This is a genomic window from Limosilactobacillus panis (genome assembly GCF_019797825.1).
GTDB lineage: Bacteria > Bacillota > Bacilli > Lactobacillales > Lactobacillaceae > Limosilactobacillus > Limosilactobacillus panis_A.
Genome location: NZ_CP081855.1, coordinates 67,469 through 85,759 on the forward strand (window position 1 = coordinate 67,469; position 18,291 = coordinate 85,759).

Genomic DNA, 18,291 nt, shown 5'->3' on the forward strand with positions numbered 1-18,291 from the left:
AAATGGAAAAAGCAGGATATATTACGATTCCCCACAAGATAACAGATCGTAGTTTTCAGATAATTCAAGAAGAAATCAATCGAATTGATCCTAATTATCAATTTGACGGCCCCCTTCAAGAGGCCGTAATAAAACGGGCAATCCATACGACGGCAGACTTTGATTATTTAAAGAATTTGAAGTTTACGCACGGTGTTTTGAATAAGTTAAAGAATGTTTTAGAAAATAAGGGAACTATTTATACTGACACAACAATGGCTTTGTCGGGGATTAATAAACGCCGCCTGGATAAGCTAGGTGTGCATTACCACTGCCTAATCCGCGACCCCCGGGTAATAGCAATGGCTCAGAAAAAAGGAATTACGCGTTCGATGGCAGCAATTGAAGTTGCAGCTAGTGAAGGCACCTCGGCGAAAGTTTTTGTAGTTGGTAATGCCCCTACTGCCCTCTGTAAGATTATTGAAATGGTTAAAGCCGCGAAACTAAAGGTATCAGCAGTTATTGGTGTTCCCGTTGGCTTTGTTGAAGCGGCTGAAAGTAAGCAAGCGTTGTATGAATCAGATATTCCAGCGATTGTTGCTCTTGGTCGTAAGGGAGGCAGTAATTTAGCAGCGGCTCTTCTTAATGCAGTGATGTATAACATGGATATTGAGAAAATGGGTGATGAATATGGCCGTCACACCAAATAATGACGCTGAGGATAACTTTGTTTACTACAATGGTCGAAAGTTGCGCAAGGGCTTTACGACCGGAACTACTGCTACTGCAGCAACAGTTGCAGCAATCAGGACCCTGCTAAATCAAGAACCACAAGACACCGTAACGGTTCACGCAGCGAATGGTAAAGTAGCCATTTTTGGTGTGGAACAAACTAACTTTGATAAAAGTAAGGCTAGCTGTGCAATTAAGAAAGACGGCGGTGATGACCAAGATGCAACGGATGGGGCCCTAATATTTGCAACGGTTGAATTGCGGACGGACAATGAAATTCACCTTGACGGTGGGGAAGGGGTTGGTCGTGTAACAAAAGCTGGTTTAGCAAATCGGCCGGGAATGCCAGCAATCAACCCGACCCCCCGTCGGGTAATCAAAGAGGCAGCTAGAAAAGAACTCGGTGCCAACCGGGGAGCAGATATTATTATTTCAGTCCCTGAAGGTAAAAGAATCGCTAAGTTGACTTATAACCCCAAATTAGGAATTGTCGGGGGAATTTCAATCTTAGGAACCAGTGGAGTTGTAACACCAATGTCCGAATCTAGTTGGAAGCATTCGATTTCAATTGAAATGAACATTCATCGTAAACGCGGTGATCAAGCACTTGTCCTTGTCCCTGGTAATTATGGTGAAGACTTTGCTAAAGATGAACTTGGTATTTCTGAAGCAAAAATTGTTCAGATGAGTAACTTTGTCGGCTATGTTCTCCATGAAGTGCAACGTCTTAAGTTTAATAAAATATTGATTGTTGGGGATCTTGGGAAAATGATTAAAGTTTCTGCCGGTATTTTCTCTACTCATAGTAAGGATGCGGATGCACGGGCAGAAGTGATGGTTGCTAACCTTGCGTTGATGGGTGGAGTCCCAACTGAATTTCTCCGTCAAATTTACGGCTGCTTGACGACAATCTCCATGATTAAACTAATTAATGAAGCAGGTTACCAAGGGGTATATCAGATAATTGTTGATAAGATTAAGCAACGGGCAGAGAAACTACTTGCCCATCGGGAACCTCATGTTACCGTTGATGCAGTTATCTTTTCCCGGGAAAGTGGCTTTCTGGCTGCTAGTAAGCCGATAGAAGAGATTAAAGGTGAGTGGCAATGATAACAGTTCTAGGAATTGGCCCTGGAGATTGTAAGCTATGTTTATTGGGGACAGAAACTTACCTTAAGCAGGCGGATACCGTGATTGGATCACCTCGTCAACTAGCCCTTTTTCCCGGGATCCCTCAAGAAAAGCAATTAAGGTTACCACGGCTCACAGCCTTGAAAGAATATTTGGTGCAAAATAAGACGCGGTCAATCGTACTCTTAGCATCTGGGGACCCGCTATTATATGGCATCGGAACATGGGTAACCAAGAATTTCTCCAAACAGCAAATTCAAATTATTCCGGGGGTTAGTTCAATCCAATATATGTTCCATTGCCTACACTTATCAATGAACGATTGCTATTTAACAAGCAGTCATGGTCGTCAACCTGATTTTGACTTCTTACTCCGCCATGACAAAGTGGGCATGGTCACTGATACACAATTGGGGCCGTATGAAATTTCCCAGGAAATAAAGAAACGTGGTCTGCACCGGATAATCTATGTTGGTGAAAACCTGAGTTATCCAGATGAACAGATAAGCCGTTTTGATGAATCAAACGTTGAGCGTCGTGAATATGGAATGAATGTGGTGATTATTATAAATGCGTGATGAAGACTTTTTAAGGAACCGGGTACCGATGACTAAATCAGAGGTGCGGGCAATTAGCATTGATAAATTAGGATTAGGAAATAAAAGGTCTTTCCTTGATATCGGTGCTGGTACAGGAAGTGTTAGTGTCCAAGCCGCTCATGATTTTAAGAAATTAGCAGTTACCGCAATTGAAATGAACCCGGATGGAATTGACATTATTAAGCAGAATATCAAGAAGTTTAACCTGACCAATATTAATTTAGTCACAGGAACTGCTCCAATTGACATTCCTGATCAACAATATGACGCAATTTTTGTTGGTGGTAGTGGATCACAATTGGCCCGGATTATTAACTTTGCTAGTGGTCATCTACCGGTAGGGGGAACGATTGTACTGAACTTCATCCTATTTGAAAATGCAATGCAAGTAGAAAAACTGCTAGAAAAAGCTGGTTTTAAGAATATCGAAATGGTTGAGGTTGGTGTTCTTCGTTGGCACCAGCTCGGGAAAGGTCATTTCTTTAAACCCAATAATCCAACAATCATCGTTAGTGCAAATAAATAGAAAGGATTGATATAAATGGCAATTGTAAGTTTTGTAGGTGCAGGCCCTGGTGAGACGGATCTAATAACATTAAAGGGGTATAAATTATTGGCCGCCGCTGACGTTGTTATTTATGCAGGATCATTAATTAACAAGGAATTACTTAACTATTGTAAGGATGGGGCCGAACTATATGATAGCGCCAAGATGACCCTTGATGATATTGTTGATCGAATGGAAGAAGCGGTTAAGACAGGAAAGTCAGTTGTCCGTTTACAAACTGGTGACTTTTCAATCTATGGTTCCATTCGGGAACAAATTGAAGAGATGAAAAAGCGGGGAATTAATTATCAATGCGTTCCTGGAGTTAGTTCCTTCCTCGGAGCAGCCTCGAGTATGGGGGTCGAATACACAGTCCCGGAAGTAGCCCAGAGTGTGATTATTACTCGGATGGCGGGGCGGACACCGGTACCGGAAAAAGAATCTTTAAAATCACTGGCCCAGCACCAAACTTCGATGGTGATTTTCCTTTCTGTTCAGGGCATTAAGAAAGTTGTTGCCCAACTGGAAGAAGGTGGCTACCCAGCTGATACACCAGCAGCTGTTATCTACAAGGCAACCTGGCCGGATGAAAAAGAAGTCCGGGGGACACTAGCAGATATTGCTAATAAGGTCCACGATGCTGATATTCGGCGGACCGCCCTAATCATGGTTGGAAAGTTTCTTGGGGATGAATATAACTATTCACACCTTTACGATGCCAGCTTTAGTACAATGTTTCGAAAGAAGAGTAAGTAGGGGATGAAGCGATTTGGAATTATTGCGTTAACAAGCAGTGGTGCTCATACTGCGCGACAGCTATTGACGCAACTTCAAAGTAACCAACGCCAAGTCAGCCTGTACTTACCCCAACGGCTGGCACGAGGAACGGAGAATTATTATTGTAAAGGTGACTTTACAGCAGCTATTCGTCACTTATTTAAGGAATACGATTGTGTTGTTTGCATAATGGCTACCGGGATTGTTGTCCGTTCTCTAGCCGGAATAATTGTTGATAAGACCGTTGATCCAGCAGTTATTGTAATGGATGAACAGGCCAACCATGTTATTAGCCTATTATCGGGTCACGTCGGCGGAGCGAACGAATGGGCGGGGCTAATTGCTAAATTAACCGGTGCTGACCCGGTAATTACGACGGCAACTGATACAGAACACGTTCAGGCGATAGACGTTTTAGCAAAACAACTAAATGGTTGGTACCCCAACTTTAAAGAAAATACTAAGGCTTTAAACCGTTTGTTGGCGGAAAATAAACCGGTTGAATTGTATATTGAACCGTATTTAAAACGGTATGTTAATTCATTAAGCGGCTTTACGGTCCTTAATGAAATTACCACTCATCAGGAGGGGGTACCTTTAGTAATTGTTTCCGATCGGGGAAACTTTACGAAGATTCCAGAGGCAATTCAAATTATTCCCCGGGTTAATGTTCTTGGCATTGGTTGCCGAAAGGATATTACTAACGAAATGATGCAACAGGCGTTTGAAGAATTTACCCGGCAACATGACTTGTTGTGGTCTTCAATCAGTCAAGTGGTGTCAATTGATATTAAACGAACGGAAGGTGCAATCCAATATATTGCGCAAACAATTGGTGCGGACCTTGAATTTTTTACAGCAAGACAGCTATTCCCGGCCAGTAAGCACTATCCAAGCTCACTATTTGTTTTGAAAACTGTTGGTGTAGGTAATGTTGCGTGTGCAGCAGCTGATTTTGCCAGTGGTGAACGGGTAGTAACTGAACGATACGCAAATCATGAAATTACGATGGCATTAAGCCGGCGACATGAAATCTAGGAGGAAAGCAAATGTTATACATAGTTGGACTTGGACCAGGATCCAAAGAGTTAATGACAGAAGAAGCACGTCAAGTAATCGAAAATACCCATACAATTGTCGGATACGTTACATATATTCACTTAATTGAAGACATGCTTGAGGGAAAAGAGCTTGTTGTAACAGGGATGCGTGGTGAAATTGACCGCTGTAAAAAGGCTCTTGAAATTGCGGCTAGCGGTAAAGACGTTGCCATCATTTCAAGTGGGGATGCCGGAATCTACGGAATGGCAGGTTTAATCCTCGAACTAGCGGGTAAGATGGACCAACATATTGATGTCAAAGTAATCCCTGGTGTAACGGCAAGTATCGCTGCTGCAGCCCACCTTGGTGCACCATTAATGAATGATTTTTGCCATATCAGTTTAAGTGACCTGATGACCCCGTGGGATGTGATTACTAAGCGAATAGATGCTGCCGCCAAGGCTGACTTTGTTATCTGTTTGTATAACCCTCGCAGTAAAGGTCGTCCCCATCACCTGCGGAAAGCCTTGGATATTATCTTAAAGTATAAATCACCCGATACCGTTGTCGGAGTCGGTAAAGATGTTGCCCGGCCTAAGGAAATTGATAAGGTGACAACAATTAAAGACTTAGATGAAACAGAAATTAATATGACATCAATCGTAATTGTTGGTAATAAGAATACTTACGTTCAAGACGGCCGGATGATTACTCCGCGAGGGTACACGCTATGATTTTACTGCTAGGTGGAACCAGCGAAAGTCTCGCAGTTGCAGATTGTTTAGCAAAAAATAGGTTGTCCTTTATCGTTTCTGTCGTTAGCGACTACGGGGTCGAATTAGCGAGTGCGCATGCAAAACGGGTGGTTAAAGTAACCTTTACAGAAGCAAATTTTACGCAGTTCTGTCTTGCCCACCAAGTTAACTTCATCATTGACGCTACTCATCCTTTTGCCCGAGTTATTTCACAGTTGGCAATTAACGAAGCCGCCAAACTGGGTATCCCTTATCTACGTTTTGAACGCCAAAATATTTATCGTGCTGACGCTTCACTGAAGATGGTTGATTCGCTTGAGGAAGCTTGCCGGTATTTAAAACATCTTGAAGGCGTAATTTATCTTTCAACAGGTAGTAAAACAGCTCCTGATTACGCAGCAAGGCTAGGAGTTAAGCAGTTACATATCCGTGCCTTACCAACGACACGGGTAATGAAAAAACTGACGTCGGCAGGCTTTGTTGCCGCTCAAATCGATGCAATTCAAGGCCCTTTTTCCACTGATTTAAACGTTGCATTGTTCAAGCACGCAACAGCAAAAGTCGTAGTAACTAAAGAAAGTGGTCGACAGGGTGGCATTCAAGAAAAAATCGCGGCTTGCCAACAGTTAGGAATTCCCTGCGTTATTATTCGTCGGCCTCACTTAAACTATCCGCAGAAAGTTGAAAAGATTGATGAGCTGCAAGCATATTTGGAGGAACACAATGAATGGTAGAGTAACACTTCTGGGTGCAGGTCCAGGAGATCCAGAATTATTAACCTTGATTGGGAAACGGCGGTTAGCTGAAGCAGATGTAGTTTTGTATGACCGCCTAGTCGACCCCTCCTTATTAGCATTCACTAATAGTCAAGTGAAATTGGTTGATGTCGGTAAGCTTCCCCAACATCATAAGGTTAAGCAGACACGAATTAACCAATTGCTAGTCAATTATGCCAGAGTAGGTAAAAAAGTTGTTCGACTTAAAGCCGGCGATCCCTATGTCTTTGGGCGGGGTGGTGAAGAAGCTCAAGTCTTGGAACAAGAAGGGGTAGACTTTGAAGTGATACCTGGAATTACTAGTGCGATCGCAGGTTTAGCGGCAGTTGGTATTCCAATCACCCACCGTGACTTTGCTTCTAGTTTCCATGTCATCACTGGACACCATAAAAAAAACGGTCAAAAGCAGCTAGACTGGGAAAATATTGCCCAACAAGAAGGAACTGTTGTCTTTTTAATGGGGATGGCCCAGCTGCCCAAGATTTGTACGGCGCTGATAAAGCATGGCAAGGATAAGAAAACTCCAGTAGCGATTATTCAGTGGGCAACACAATGGCGGCAAAAAATGGTTATCGGGGATTTAACGAATATTAACGAATTAGTTAAAGAGCACCAGCTTTCTTCACCGGCTTTGATTGTTGTTGGCGAGGTGGTTACTTTAAGCAAACAGCTGAATATTCACCGTCCGCTACAAGGATTGCATGTTTTGCTCCCGTATAGTAAGCAGCATAGGTTATTTAATCAGCTTGTCGATCGCGGGGCAACTGCTGATTTCTACCAGCGTGCGGTTAAAGTGCCACAGGAGGTTAATATTTCGGCCGTGGAATATGCTAAATTAATTGTTATTGATAGTGTTGCAGCAGCGCACCGGTTAATTACTATCCTGACTGCTAATGGTAGCGACTTACGGACCTTAGCTGGAAAGACAATCGTTGCCCTAAACCATGTCGTTGCCCATCATTTACGAACTATAGGGCTAATTGCTGATGGGACGTTGCCTGACGTTAATCTACCTGCTGACTATGTCGAAGTTGGTGGCGAAAAACCACAGACAAGTGCTGGGACTTTCCTTAGTCTTTACCAAAAGGTTAGTCGATGTGATTCACTGCCATTTGAATTGGGGGAGTTTAACGCAGTTATTTTTCCAAGTATGGATAGTTTAGCTGACTTTGCCCAATTGCTAACGCCTAAACAAGAACACCAGTTGATGACAATTAAGGCGTTCGTAATGGGGCCCAAAATTTCCCAAGTTGCTAACCAGCTAACCTTTCAAAAGGTAATTGAGTGTCAACCAAGTATTGACGAGACAGTCAAAAGGATAGAGGAGGAATTTGGGCGTGACTAAAAAAGCAATTTTAGCAGTCAGTTTTGGAACCACTTTTCCAAAGACTCGGGAAAAAACAATTGGAGCAACGGAAAGGGCGTTAAAAAAGGCCTTTCCTGCTTATGATGTTTTCCGTGCGTTTACTTCCCGGATTGTGCGCGCACGGGTTGCCAAAAATGAGGGGCAGGTATTTGATGACCCGGCAACGGCACTGGACAGGCTTAGCAACCAGGGATACGGGGAAGTGATTGTTCAATCCTTCCATATCATTCCAGGAATTGAGTATGGACAGTTAAAACAGGTTGTTAATACCTACCAGAGTAAATTTAAAAAGCTTAAGCTAAGTCAACCGCTTTTAGATACATTTGACGATTTCCAAATGCTTACTCACTTTATGGAAAAACAAAGTGCTTCTCTGCCAGCGGGGGAAGCAATCTTATGGATGGGACACGGGACAGCGCATAGTTCATTTACTACGTACGCCTGTTTGGACCATATGTTAGCGGGAACAAAAAGCTATGTTGGGGCAGTTGAAAGCTACCCTGACATTACCGATGAACTTACCCGCCTCAAACATGCTCAAATAAAAAAAGTTTATTTACAGCCATTGATGATGGTCGCTGGTAATCATGCCCATAATGATATGGCCTCTGATAACCCGCACTCGTGGAAGAGTATTGTTGATGCTAACAACATTGATGCTCAGCCACGTCTTAAAGGATTGGGAGAGTATCCAGAAATTCAACAGTTATTTATTGAAAAACTAAGTAAATTAATTTAAAGGAGGGGAAAACTGATGGCTAGTTTTTATGGAATTGGTGTCGGACCGGGTGATAGTAAGCTGCTAACGGTCAAAGCGGTTGACACAATCAAACAGCTTGATGTCTTATACACTCCACAAGCACATAGGAGTAGTAAAAGTGTTGCCGAAAGGATTGCCTCCCCATACCTAACAGCTGATTTAGTAATTAAGCGCCGTCATTTTCCGATGGTAAACGACTGGTCAGCTAAGGTAACGTGCTGGCGAAAAATTGCTGATGAAATTAAGGCTGATGTTCAAAACGGCCAAAATGTTGGCTTCCTGACACTTGGTGATCCCTCTGTCTATAGCACATTTAGCTATATTGCTAATATGCTGAAAGAGGAGATTAACGTCCAAACAATTGCTGGGGTCTCCGCTTTTAGTCAAATTGCGGCAAGCTTGTCTCTCCCCCTAATGCTTGATGAAGAATCATTGGAAGTCATTCCGGCAACTGCTGAGAAAGAAAAACTTACCCAGGTAATTGACCTGAACGATAACGTGGTAATTATGAAAATTGCTACTAATTTTAAGACTGTTTACCAAATCCTTCAGAAAAGGGGCCTGCTTGAAAAGACAGTCGTTGTCGAAAATGCGTCAATGGCAGAACAGCATATAAAGCGATTAGCTGACTATTCAGCTAACGATAAATTACCGTACTTTACAACAGCTTTATTAAAGAAGAAAGGAAATTAACAATGGAATGGATAAAAAAATATCGTAAGTTTTTAATGTTCCTGATGATTGGCTTTGGGTATGCAAGCGCTTATCCGGTGACTGCCCACGCAATGCATATTATGGAAGGGATGCTCCCGCCAAAGTGGTGTATCTTCTGGTTCGCTGTTTCGGCCCCGTTTTTTATTTATGGGCTTTACCGGCTGTACAAGATTGTTAATTCTGATGTGCCCAATGCCAAAGTTATGCTGGCACTATGTGGGGCGTTTGTGTTTGTACTTTCATCACTAAAGCTCCCTTCAGTCACCGGTTCCTGCTCTCACCCTACTGGTGTTGGCCTTGGTACTGTTATGTTTGGACCAGGCGTAATGTCTGTATTAGGGGTAATTGTTCTTTTGTTCCAAGCACTGCTTCTTGCTCATGGTGGATTGACGACATTAGGAGCAAATGAATTCTCAATGACAATTGTTGGGCCAATTATTGGCTTTGTAGTTTGGAAACTGTGCCGGGTAATGAAGATTAGTCGGTCGATATCCCTTTTCCTTTGCGCGATGTTTGCTGACTGGTCAACCTATGTGACAACAGCTTTTCAATTAGCAGTTGTTTTTCCTGATCCTAACGGTGGCGTTGGGGCAGCGCTGATTAAGTTTTTAGTAATCTATGCAGTCACTCAAATCCCATTAGCCATTGCTGAAGGGCTACTAACAGTTATTGTATATAACTTAGTAATTAGTAATGATCTTTGGAAGGAGTCAGCATTGCAATGAAGAAACGGACGAAGACTAATATTACTTTACTAATTTGTGTAATCCTCCTTGTTCTAATTCCGTTTATTTTTGTTAAAGGCCAGTATGGTGGTAGTGATGACCAGGGGACAGAACAGATTAAAAAGTTTGACCCAAGCTACAAGGTATGGGCAAAGCCTATCTGGACACCGCCGTCGGGTGAAATCGAGAGCCTACTTTTTACCGTCCAGGGGTCACTTGGTACGGGAATTATTTGTTATTTCATTGGCGCTGCGCATGGTAAGAAAAAGGCCCTTGAAGAGAAAGAAAAGACGGAAAAAGTACCAAAATAGGTTTAATAGAGAGGTGACAATTAGTGTTAAGTATTGATAAATACGCGTATGAGAACCGAATCGTCACCTGGTCACCAAAATTAAAAGCGTTATTGTGGCTACTTGGGATTGCCCTGGCTTTTCAACCTTTGCAGTGGTTAAAAGCAGCTACCCTTGTCCTGGTAGCAGCAGCAACAGTTTATTTGACGAAAGTTTCACTTAAACGTTATATCAGTTGGTTTTATGCTATTATTCCGTTTGTTTTGTTGAGTATTATTGGGATTGTTGTAACTATTTCTGGAAACAGGGGGTCAATAATTTGGCCGATTAAAATTGGCAATGTGTACTTAGGAATGGCACGGGTGATGATACCACAGGCTAGCCGAATGGCTCTACAGTGTATGACGGCGATTGTTTGTACCTATTGGTTTGCACTAACAACGCCCTTCATTCAGATCTTGCAGGTGTTAAAAGCTACCCACTTGCCACGGGTAATGATTGAAGTCACGATGCTGATGTACCGGTTCATATTTATTTTTATTGATGCCTTCGAACAAATTCATCGGGCGCAGAAATTACGTTTTGGTTATGATACATTTGGCCTCATGATTCATTCATCTGGAATTCTTACAAAGATGCTGTTCGAACAGGTAATTGTGAATTATGAAATGATGACAAAGGCGTTGGATGCCAAGCTATATAATGGCGAGTTTTATATCTAGGAGGGAGTGCGTTGATTGAATTAAAACACCTTAGTTTTAGTTATGATGACAAGCATAAGATCCTCGATGATATTTCATTAAAGCTTGGTGGTGACGACCGACGAGTGATCGGCATCATGGGACACAACGGTGCAGGTAAGTCAACGCTCTTCTTAAACCTTGTTGGGGAACTAAGACCGACTGCCGGCCAAATTCTAGTCGATGGTCAGCCTATAAAGTACTCTAAACGGGGTCTGCGTAATCTTCGGCGAAAGGTCGGAATTGTTTTTCAAAACTCTGATCAGCAGATCTTTTATTCGGTAGTTAAAGATGACGTCGCCTTTGCCCTCCATAACTTAAAGCTTCCAACAAGTGAAATTAATGAACGGGTTACCCGGGTTCTAAAGGAATTAGATATTTTCCCACTCAGAGACCGGCCGATCCAATACCTCAGTGGTGGTCAGAAGAAACGGGTTGCCCTTGCTGGAATTATGGTGATTGGCTCAGAGTGGATTCTGCTTGATGAACCGACTTCCGGTCTTGATCCGGATGGCCAGCAACGGATGAAAGATCTTATTCAAAAGTTGGTCGCTAACGGGCAACGGATTATCCTTTCTAGTCACGATATGGATTTTATGTATGAAGTCTGTGACTACCTTTACCTTCTTGGCAAGGGAAAAATCTTAGCGGAGGGGACGAAGCAAGAGGCCTTTAACGATGAGCATTTGTTAAAGGCAAATAAATTAGCTCAGCCATGGCTTGTAAAGATTCATCAAAAGCTGGGCCTACCCCTATATGGGAGTGAGCAGGAACTATTTGCAAATGCCGTAAATAAACATATTGATTAGGAAGATTGGGGGAGTGGGAACTCCCGTACATATATATCCGGGGAGGAATAAATCATGGTAGTGCAATCAGTAATGTTTCAAGGAACCGCATCGGATTCTGGAAAAAGCTGGATGGCTGCAGCGGTTTGCCGACTTTTGACAAATCAAGGGAAAAAGGTTGCACCGTTTAAATCACAAAACATGGCCCTAAACTCGTTTATCACGGATCAAGGTGATGAGATGGGGCGGGCACAGGTTTACCAGGCGGAGGCAGCCCGGGTGAAACCAGACGTTAGAATGAATCCAATCCTGCTAAAACCCTCAACTGATCAAGATTCGCAAGTGATAGTAATGGGGAAAGTACTAACCGATATGGACGCAGCTAGTTATTATAAGTTTAAGCCTCAACTAATTCCAGATATAAAGAAAGCTTACCAAGGACTTGCCATTGAGAATGATGCCATTATTTTAGAGGGAGCAGGAAGCCCAGCGGAGATTAACTTAAATGAAAATGATATTGTAAATATGGGAATGGCGCGAATGGCTGCTGCGCCGGTGATCCTTGTTGCCGATATCGACAAGGGAGGTGTCTTTGCATCCATTTATGGCACCATCAAATTACTGACAAAGGAAGACCAGCAACGAATCAAGGGAATTATTATTAACAAGTTTCGTGGTGATAAGACGCTCTTGGAGCCGGGGAACAAGATGATTGAAAAGCTGACCGGTGTTCCTGTTATTGGGGTGTTACCGATGAGTGACGTCGATATTGATGAGGAAGATAGTGTTTCGCTAGTAAGGAAGCCGCGGCAAAAGAACCCGGCTAAGGCCCTTGATGTTGCGGTTGTTGACCTTAACAAAATCTCGAATTTTACTGATATCCATAGTCTAAAAATTCAGCCGGACGTGTCTGTTCGCTACGTTCTCAAGGCAGAAGAACTTGGTACCCCAGACTTATTAATCCTCCCTGGTAGTAAAAATACAAACGAGGATCTCGCCTCTTTGAAAAGAAACGGTTTGGCTAAAGCGATTATACATGCCCATGCTGACGGGAGTGTAGTGATCGGCATTTGCGGTGGTTACCAAATTCTGGGTCGGACGCTTCGTGATCCCAATGGAATTGAATCACCAATCAAGGAGCAGACAGGGCTGGGCCTCCTTGATACAGAAACCATTTTCAACGAGCGAAAAACTACAACCCAGGCAACCGCTAAACGCAAGAATTATGTTCTTAAGGGCTATGAAATCCATATGGGAGCAACGAAACTCGGTCCGAATACAACACCATTTTCAATTATTCAAGAAACTAATGGCGAAGCAGAGCAGCGGGAAGACGGGGCAGTTAACGCTGACGAAACAGTTATCGGAACTTACCTTCACGGAATCTTTGATAATCCTTATTGGACACGCCACCTCTTAAATCGGCTTCGGGTTGCTAAGGGGTTAGCACCATTAGTTAATACCATGGTTTCTATCAGTGAGTATAAAGATCAACAGTATGAAAAACTTGCGAAACTATTTGAAGAAAATGTTGATATGAAGAAGTTTAGTCAGATTCTACAGGATTCAACAAGGGATGATTAAAATGATGAAGGCACCATATCCGATTATCTTAAACCTTGACCGTAAAAGGGTAGCGGTAATTGGTGGCGGTAAGGTTGCTCGTCGTAAAATTAAAAAAATAGTTGCGGCTGGTGTAAGACCAACCGTTATCAGTCCGATGATTATTGATGATATTGACCCTTCACAGATTGACTGGGTTAAAGATAGCTATCACCGTAAATATGTGGAGAAAATGGATATTATTATTGCCTGCACTAATGATAAAGCAGTGAATAACCAGGTGAAGGCAGAAGCAACTCACTTTCAACTAGTAAATAATACAAGTGATAAGACTAATTCCGATTTCTATAACCTGGCGACGCTTAGTTCAGATGACATGTTTATCAGCGTTTCAACAGTGGGGCGGTCTCCACGCTTTGCTAAAAAAGTAAAAAACGAGATTAAAGAATGTGTCAGCAAAAAGTTTAATAAGGAGTTTGACTAGGAATGTACTTGATGTGTGTAAGCTTGAATTATCATCAACTACCAATTGAATTACGGGAAAAATTCTCGTTCTCAGCTGCAGAAATTTCCCGGGCGGATAAACTTTTAAATGGTGAAAAAAGCATTCTAGAGAACCTATTAATCTCAACTTGTAATCGAACAGAAGTATACGCAGTGGTTGATCAAATTCATACAGGCCGCTACTATATCAAACGATTTTTGGCGGAATGGTTTCACTACACAGTTGATGATTTTAGTCAGTATGTCTCAATTAGCACTAAGGAAGTAGCGGTTGAACATCTTTTTCGGGTAATTACCGGTCTAGATTCACTAATTAAGGGTGAGCCGCAGATCCTTGGGCAAATGAAGGTTGCCTTTCAAGTTGCAACCGATCAAAAAACAACGGGAGTGATCCTTAATCACTTGTTCCAGCAGGCGATTACGTTTTCCAAACGAATGCATACAAAATACCGCGTAAGTGAACTTGCCCAGTCGTCAGGCCAGGCAGGACTACACCAAATCAAGACAGCTTTTGGGACCTTAAACGGTAAAACCTTAGCCGTTATTGGGATGGGGCATATCGGCAAGCACACTGCTTATAATGCAAGTAACATGGGCTTTAGTAAGGTTCTCCTCTTGAACCGGACCGATGAAAGGGCCGCAACGATTGCGGATAAATTACAAGGTGTGGTTGAGTCGCGCCCCTTTAACCAACTTGCGGATGTTGTAGAAAGTGTTGATGCTGCAGTTTTTGCTACAGCGGTGAAGCACCCCCTGTACCGAGCTAACGCAAAGACACGGGCAATCATTGTCGACTTAGGAGTTCCACGAAACGTGGCGGTTTCCGCAGGTAGTGAAGCTAAATACTATGACATTGATAGTCTACATTCAATTCTGGATGCAAATAACGAAAAGAAAAAACAAATGCTAACGAAAATAGCTGCGGAGGTTCCCACCGAAGTTCATGATTTTTATATTTGGGAAAAACAACTTCACATTGTGCCGGTGATCCGAGGCTTACGTGAGCATTCGTTGAAGATTGAAGCGGAAGCTTATGATAGCCTGTTACGTAAACTACCTGAATTGGACGCTCATGAGCGTAAAATTATCAGTAAGCACATGAAGAGTATTATAAACCAAATGATTAAGGGACCGATTAAGGAGATTAAGGAGCTTTCGGTGACGCCGAGGGCAACGGATGATATTGACTTCTTCTGTAAGATTTTTGGAATGGACAACTTAAAGGTGGAGAATCAAAAAGATGAGAAGTAAGGTAATTGTTGGTAGTCGTAAAAGTAAACTTGCGATGGCTCAGACAAAGTTAGTTATTGCAGCATTAGAAAAGTTTTTTCCGACTACCATTTTTGAAATAAGAAATGTCGTTACGGAGGGGGACCGAAACCGTCAGGCTAGCCTTGCCAAAATTGGTGGGAAGGGTGTCTTCGTAAAGGAAATTGAAGATGAGCTTGAAAACCAGACGATTGATTTTGCAGTTCACAGTTTAAAAGACGTTATGCCAACTTTACCAGCGGACCTTACCTTGGGAGCGTTTCCTAAGCGGGAGTCACCATTTGATTGCTTAATTAGCCATGCTAAGTTCAGCCAACTTACTGACCTTCCCCAAGGTGCCCGGATTGGAACTAATAGTTTGCGCCGGCAGGGACAATTACTGAGCATTCGTCCCGACTTAAAAATCATACCAATTAGGGGTAATATAGATACTAGGTTAAAGAAAATAGACAGTGAAAACCTTGAGGGTATAATTTTAGCTAACGCTGGATTAAGTCGGCTAAAAGTTGACCTTAGTGGTTATTATGTTCTGGATTTGAAGGACGTAATTGTGCCAGCGGTTGGTCAAGGATGTCTTGCTATCGAATGCCGAAAGGCTGATCAAAAAATTTGCCAAATGCTTGACCAAATTAATGATCCTCAGTCTGAACAATGTATTCATATTGAACGAGAATTTATGCGTGAGCTCGGTGGAAGCTGTAATTTTCCAATTGGTGGTTATGCCTATGCCAAAGAGGGCAAGCTATTTTTTAATGGTTTAATTGCTTCACCAAGCGGGGAACACGTAATTAAAGCGGAAAGAGTTCCTGCCAATAACCCTGGAGTTGGCAAGCGGGTTGCTGATCAGTTATTGGCAAGAGATAAATTTGGAATTATTGAAGGAGATTAGGAATATGTTGCAATTTGATCGTCACCGTCGTTTAAGAACGAGCGCTGCTATGCGTGATTTAGTAAGGGAGACACATTTAAATAAGGATGACTTAATTATGCCCGTCTTTGTCGATGCCACGATTGAGGATCGGGAAGAAATTCCTTCGATGCCGGGGATTTACCGTTACAGTGTTAATTCAATTCTTGATGAGATTAAGGACATCGTTAACCTAGGAATTAAGTCAATTATTATCTTTGGGGTTCCTGATAAGAAGGACAAATACGGAACTGGTGCTTGGGAGGACAACGGAATCGTCCAGCAAGCGATCCGCCTGATTAAGAAGACTTACCCTGACTTAATCGTAATTGCTGATACTTGTCTGTGTGAATACACAAGTACCGGTCACTGCGGGATTCTTCGTGACGGTGTTGTGTTGAATGATGAATCCTTAAAATACCTTACTAAGACTGCGGTCAGTCAAGTAAAGGCAGGTGCGGACATTATTGCACCATCGAATGCAATGGATGGTTATGTTGCAGCTATCCGACACGGTCTAGACGAAGCGGGATACAAAAACACTCCAATCATGTCATATGCTGTTAAGTTTGCTTCTTCATTCTATGGTCCGTTCCGGGATGCCGCTGATGGCTCACCAAAGGAGGGGCCTAAAGATCGGAAGACCTACCAAATGGATCCAGCTAACCGCTTGGAGGCCTTGCGGGAAATTGCTAGTGATGAAAAAGAGGGTGCTGACTTTGTAATGGTTAAGCCAGCGATGGCCTTCCTTGACGTGATGCGGGAAGTTCGTAACCATACGCTTTTACCGTTGGTTGCTTATAATGTATCTGGTGAATATGCGATGATCAAGGCGGCTGCAGCAAATGGGTGGATTAATGAAGAGCAGATTGTTTATGAAACCCTTGTTGGAATGAAGCGGGCAGGTGCTGACCTGATCATTACCTACTTTGCAAAAGATGTCGCAAAGAAGCTTTAATTGATAGGTGGTTTTACTTTTGACTTTAAATAACGCAAAATCAAAGGCGGCGTTTAAAGAAGCGCAGCAATACATGCCAGGTGGTGTTAATAGTCCAGTGCGGGCGTTTAAGAACGTTGGCGGGGATCCATTATTCATTCACCATGGCAAGAATGAATATATTTATGATATTGATGGTAATAAGTACATTGACTATGTTTTATCATGGGGGCCGCTGATTCTTGGACATGCTGATGACCATGTTGTTGCTGAACTGGATAAAGCCGTTGCTAAGGGAACGAGTTATGGTGCTCCAACCCTCCAAGAGACAAAATTAGCTAAGATTGTTAATCAGATTATGCCATCAATTGAAATGATTCGAATGGTTTCTTCAGGGACCGAAGCAACGATGAGCGCTATTCGGCTCGCCCGAGGTTACACCCACCGGGAAAAGATTGTTAAGTTTATCGGTAACTACCACGGTCACAGTGATTCACTATTGGTTGATGCGGGCTCTGGTCTTGCAACATTTGGTATTAATACGTCACCAGGTGTCCCAGATGATCTTGCTTATGATACACTGACGGTAGCCTATAATGACGTGGCTGGGGTTAAGAAACTTTTCGCTGAGCATGGGGATGAAATTGCTTGTGCCATTGTTGAACCTGTTGCTGGTAACATGGGGGTAATTCCTGGGACCCAAGAATTCCTGCAAACGCTTCGTGATGTTACTAAGAGGCATGGTGCTCTCCTAATCTTTGATGAAGTTATGTCTGGTTTCCGGGCCGCATACCATGGTGTCCAGAGTTTGGTTAACATCACACCTGACTTAACAACGCTTGGGAAGGTTATCGGTGGCGGCTTACCAGTTGGGGCCTTTGGTGGCCGGCGTGACATTATGGAAAATATCACCCCTGCCGGTAATATTTACCATGCTGGAACGCTTTCTGGTAACCCATTAGCAATGACTGGTGGTATTAGTACTTTAGAACAGCTGACATCTGAAGACTATAGCAAGATGGATAAGCGAGTAACTGCTTTGACTGATGGTATCAAGGCCGCTGCAGATAAGTACGGGGTACCAATGACTGTCCACCACGTTGGAACAATGTGGAGCTACTTCTATAATGATAACCCAATCAATAATTTTGATGATGTTAAGGCATGTGACCAGCAGCTCTTTGAAAAGTGCTTCTGGAAGTTACTTGAAAATGGCGTTTATGTTGCACCATCGCAATTTGAGACTAACTTTATCTCAACAAAGCACACAGACGAGGACATTGAAAAAACAATCGCGGCATTTGATGCAGCATTTAAAGCAGCAACCAATAATTAGAATTCACAAAGGCTGGGGCAATAACTTGTCACGGCCTTTTTTAGAAGGTGAAGTA

Annotated in this window: 21 protein-coding genes; all 21 read left to right on the plus strand. The window is 42.8% G+C overall.

All coding sequences use genetic code 11. The annotated features are described in order from the left end of the window. Positions 1-2: 2 nt before the first annotated feature. Genes KZE55_RS00335 through hemL form a run of 21 tightly spaced genes read left to right on the plus strand, consistent with a single transcriptional unit; the run spans position 3 to position 18,236 of the window. Positions 3-689 (plus strand): cobalt-precorrin-8 methylmutase, encoded by a 687-nt coding sequence (locus tag KZE55_RS00335; RefSeq protein WP_222258374.1) that lies wholly within the window; start codon positions 3-5, stop codon positions 687-689. Then, positions 670-1,821, plus strand: a complete 1,152-nt coding sequence (cbiD, locus tag KZE55_RS00340) for a cobalt-precorrin-5B (C(1))-methyltransferase CbiD (RefSeq protein WP_222258375.1) — start codon at positions 670-672, stop codon at positions 1,819-1,821. Before KZE55_RS00335 ends, cbiD begins: the two co-directional genes overlap by 20 nt. Continuing rightward, positions 1,818-2,420 (plus strand): cobalt-precorrin-7 (C(5))-methyltransferase, encoded by a 603-nt coding sequence (locus KZE55_RS00345; RefSeq protein ID WP_222259814.1) that lies wholly within the window; start codon positions 1,818-1,820, stop codon positions 2,418-2,420. Before cbiD ends, KZE55_RS00345 begins: the two co-directional genes overlap by 4 nt. Further along, on the plus strand, positions 2,413-2,967 hold the full coding sequence (locus tag KZE55_RS00350; RefSeq protein ID WP_222258376.1) for a decarboxylating cobalt-precorrin-6B (C(15))-methyltransferase: 555 nt from the start codon (positions 2,413-2,415) through the stop codon (positions 2,965-2,967). Before KZE55_RS00345 ends, KZE55_RS00350 begins: the two co-directional genes overlap by 8 nt. Before the next feature lie 15 nt (positions 2,968-2,982). After that, the gene (locus tag KZE55_RS00355; protein WP_222258377.1) at positions 2,983-3,744 is read left to right on the plus strand and encodes a cobalt-precorrin-4 methyltransferase; all 762 of its coding nucleotides are present in this window, start codon (positions 2,983-2,985) and stop codon (positions 3,742-3,744) included. A gap of 3 nt (positions 3,745-3,747) precedes the next feature. After that, positions 3,748-4,803, plus strand: a complete 1,056-nt coding sequence (locus tag KZE55_RS00360; RefSeq protein WP_222258378.1) for a cobalt-precorrin 5A hydrolase — start codon at positions 3,748-3,750, stop codon at positions 4,801-4,803. Positions 4,804-4,814: 11 nt separating this feature from the next. Beyond that, complete coding sequence (gene cobJ, locus KZE55_RS00365; protein ID WP_222258379.1) at positions 4,815-5,540, plus strand: precorrin-3B C(17)-methyltransferase; 726 nt, start codon at positions 4,815-4,817, stop codon at positions 5,538-5,540. Then, positions 5,537-6,295, plus strand: a complete 759-nt coding sequence (gene cobK / locus KZE55_RS00370) for a precorrin-6A reductase (RefSeq protein WP_222258380.1) — start codon at positions 5,537-5,539, stop codon at positions 6,293-6,295. Before cobJ ends, cobK begins: the two co-directional genes overlap by 4 nt. After that, positions 6,285-7,682, plus strand: coding sequence for a uroporphyrinogen-III C-methyltransferase (cobA, locus tag KZE55_RS00375; RefSeq protein WP_222258381.1), 1,398 nt, complete (start codon positions 6,285-6,287; stop codon positions 7,680-7,682). The genes cobK and cobA overlap by 11 nt, the downstream gene beginning before the upstream one ends. After that, the gene (locus KZE55_RS00380; protein ID WP_222258382.1) at positions 7,675-8,442 is read left to right on the plus strand and encodes a sirohydrochlorin cobaltochelatase; all 768 of its coding nucleotides are present in this window, start codon (positions 7,675-7,677) and stop codon (positions 8,440-8,442) included. Before cobA ends, KZE55_RS00380 begins: the two co-directional genes overlap by 8 nt. Positions 8,443-8,457: 15 nt before the next feature. Next, positions 8,458-9,156, plus strand: a complete 699-nt coding sequence (locus tag KZE55_RS00385; RefSeq protein WP_222258383.1) for a cobalt-factor II C(20)-methyltransferase — start codon at positions 8,458-8,460, stop codon at positions 9,154-9,156. 2 nt (positions 9,157-9,158) lie between these two features. After that, complete coding sequence (locus KZE55_RS00390) at positions 9,159-9,902, plus strand: energy-coupling factor ABC transporter permease (RefSeq protein WP_222258384.1); 744 nt, start codon at positions 9,159-9,161, stop codon at positions 9,900-9,902. After that, on the plus strand, positions 9,899-10,213 hold the full coding sequence (locus KZE55_RS00395) for an energy-coupling factor ABC transporter substrate-binding protein (RefSeq protein ID WP_222258385.1): 315 nt from the start codon (positions 9,899-9,901) through the stop codon (positions 10,211-10,213). The genes KZE55_RS00390 and KZE55_RS00395 overlap by 4 nt, the downstream gene beginning before the upstream one ends. Before the next feature lie 23 nt (positions 10,214-10,236). Further along, positions 10,237-10,914, plus strand: coding sequence for a cobalt ECF transporter T component CbiQ (gene cbiQ / locus KZE55_RS00400; RefSeq protein WP_222258386.1), 678 nt, complete (start codon positions 10,237-10,239; stop codon positions 10,912-10,914). An 11-nt stretch (positions 10,915-10,925) separates the two neighbouring features. After that, on the plus strand, positions 10,926-11,741 hold the full coding sequence (locus KZE55_RS00405; RefSeq protein WP_222258388.1) for an energy-coupling factor ABC transporter ATP-binding protein: 816 nt from the start codon (positions 10,926-10,928) through the stop codon (positions 11,739-11,741). 54 nt (positions 11,742-11,795) lie between these two features. Next, positions 11,796-13,304: a cobyric acid synthase gene (locus KZE55_RS00410; protein ID WP_222258390.1), complete on the plus strand. Its 1,509-nt coding sequence runs from the start codon at positions 11,796-11,798 to the stop codon at positions 13,302-13,304. Position 13,305: 1 nt separating this feature from the next. Beyond that, positions 13,306-13,767: a precorrin-2 dehydrogenase/sirohydrochlorin ferrochelatase family protein gene (locus tag KZE55_RS00415; RefSeq protein ID WP_261313259.1), complete on the plus strand. Its 462-nt coding sequence runs from the start codon at positions 13,306-13,308 to the stop codon at positions 13,765-13,767. Between the two features lie 2 nt (positions 13,768-13,769). Then, complete coding sequence (hemA, locus tag KZE55_RS00420) at positions 13,770-15,038, plus strand: glutamyl-tRNA reductase (protein WP_222258392.1); 1,269 nt, start codon at positions 13,770-13,772, stop codon at positions 15,036-15,038. Further along, positions 15,028-15,945: a hydroxymethylbilane synthase gene (hemC, locus tag KZE55_RS00425; RefSeq protein WP_222258394.1), complete on the plus strand. Its 918-nt coding sequence runs from the start codon at positions 15,028-15,030 to the stop codon at positions 15,943-15,945. Before hemA ends, hemC begins: the two co-directional genes overlap by 11 nt. Before the next feature lie 4 nt (positions 15,946-15,949). Further along, complete coding sequence (gene hemB, locus KZE55_RS00430) at positions 15,950-16,921, plus strand: porphobilinogen synthase (RefSeq protein ID WP_222258396.1); 972 nt, start codon at positions 15,950-15,952, stop codon at positions 16,919-16,921. A gap of 19 nt (positions 16,922-16,940) precedes the next feature. Next, on the plus strand, positions 16,941-18,236 hold the full coding sequence (gene hemL / locus KZE55_RS00435; protein ID WP_222258398.1) for a glutamate-1-semialdehyde 2,1-aminomutase: 1,296 nt from the start codon (positions 16,941-16,943) through the stop codon (positions 18,234-18,236). Positions 18,237-18,291 lie beyond the last annotated feature (55 nt).

Coding starts and splice junctions, on each gene's coding strand:
- KZE55_RS00335 (WP_222258374.1), top strand. CDS start 3: ATGGAAAAAGCAGGATATATTACGATTCCCCACAAGATAACAGATCGT.
- cbiD (WP_222258375.1), top strand. CDS start 670: ATGGCCGTCACACCAAATAATGACGCTGAGGATAACTTTGTTTACTAC.
- KZE55_RS00345 (WP_222259814.1), top strand. CDS start 1,818: ATGATAACAGTTCTAGGAATTGGCCCTGGAGATTGTAAGCTATGTTTA.
- KZE55_RS00350 (WP_222258376.1), top strand. CDS start 2,413: ATGCGTGATGAAGACTTTTTAAGGAACCGGGTACCGATGACTAAATCA.
- KZE55_RS00355 (WP_222258377.1), top strand. CDS start 2,983: ATGGCAATTGTAAGTTTTGTAGGTGCAGGCCCTGGTGAGACGGATCTA.
- KZE55_RS00360 (WP_222258378.1), top strand. CDS start 3,748: ATGAAGCGATTTGGAATTATTGCGTTAACAAGCAGTGGTGCTCATACT.
- cobJ (WP_222258379.1), top strand. CDS start 4,815: ATGTTATACATAGTTGGACTTGGACCAGGATCCAAAGAGTTAATGACA.
- cobK (WP_222258380.1), top strand. CDS start 5,537: ATGATTTTACTGCTAGGTGGAACCAGCGAAAGTCTCGCAGTTGCAGAT.
- cobA (WP_222258381.1), top strand. CDS start 6,285: ATGAATGGTAGAGTAACACTTCTGGGTGCAGGTCCAGGAGATCCAGAA.
- KZE55_RS00385 (WP_222258383.1), top strand. CDS start 8,458: ATGGCTAGTTTTTATGGAATTGGTGTCGGACCGGGTGATAGTAAGCTG.
- KZE55_RS00390 (WP_222258384.1), top strand. CDS start 9,159: ATGGAATGGATAAAAAAATATCGTAAGTTTTTAATGTTCCTGATGATT.
- KZE55_RS00395 (WP_222258385.1), top strand. CDS start 9,899: ATGAAGAAACGGACGAAGACTAATATTACTTTACTAATTTGTGTAATC.
- KZE55_RS00410 (WP_222258390.1), top strand. CDS start 11,796: ATGGTAGTGCAATCAGTAATGTTTCAAGGAACCGCATCGGATTCTGGA.
- KZE55_RS00415 (WP_261313259.1), top strand. CDS start 13,306: ATGATGAAGGCACCATATCCGATTATCTTAAACCTTGACCGTAAAAGG.
- hemA (WP_222258392.1), top strand. CDS start 13,770: ATGTACTTGATGTGTGTAAGCTTGAATTATCATCAACTACCAATTGAA.
- hemC (WP_222258394.1), top strand. CDS start 15,028: ATGAGAAGTAAGGTAATTGTTGGTAGTCGTAAAAGTAAACTTGCGATG.
- hemB (WP_222258396.1), top strand. CDS start 15,950: ATGTTGCAATTTGATCGTCACCGTCGTTTAAGAACGAGCGCTGCTATG.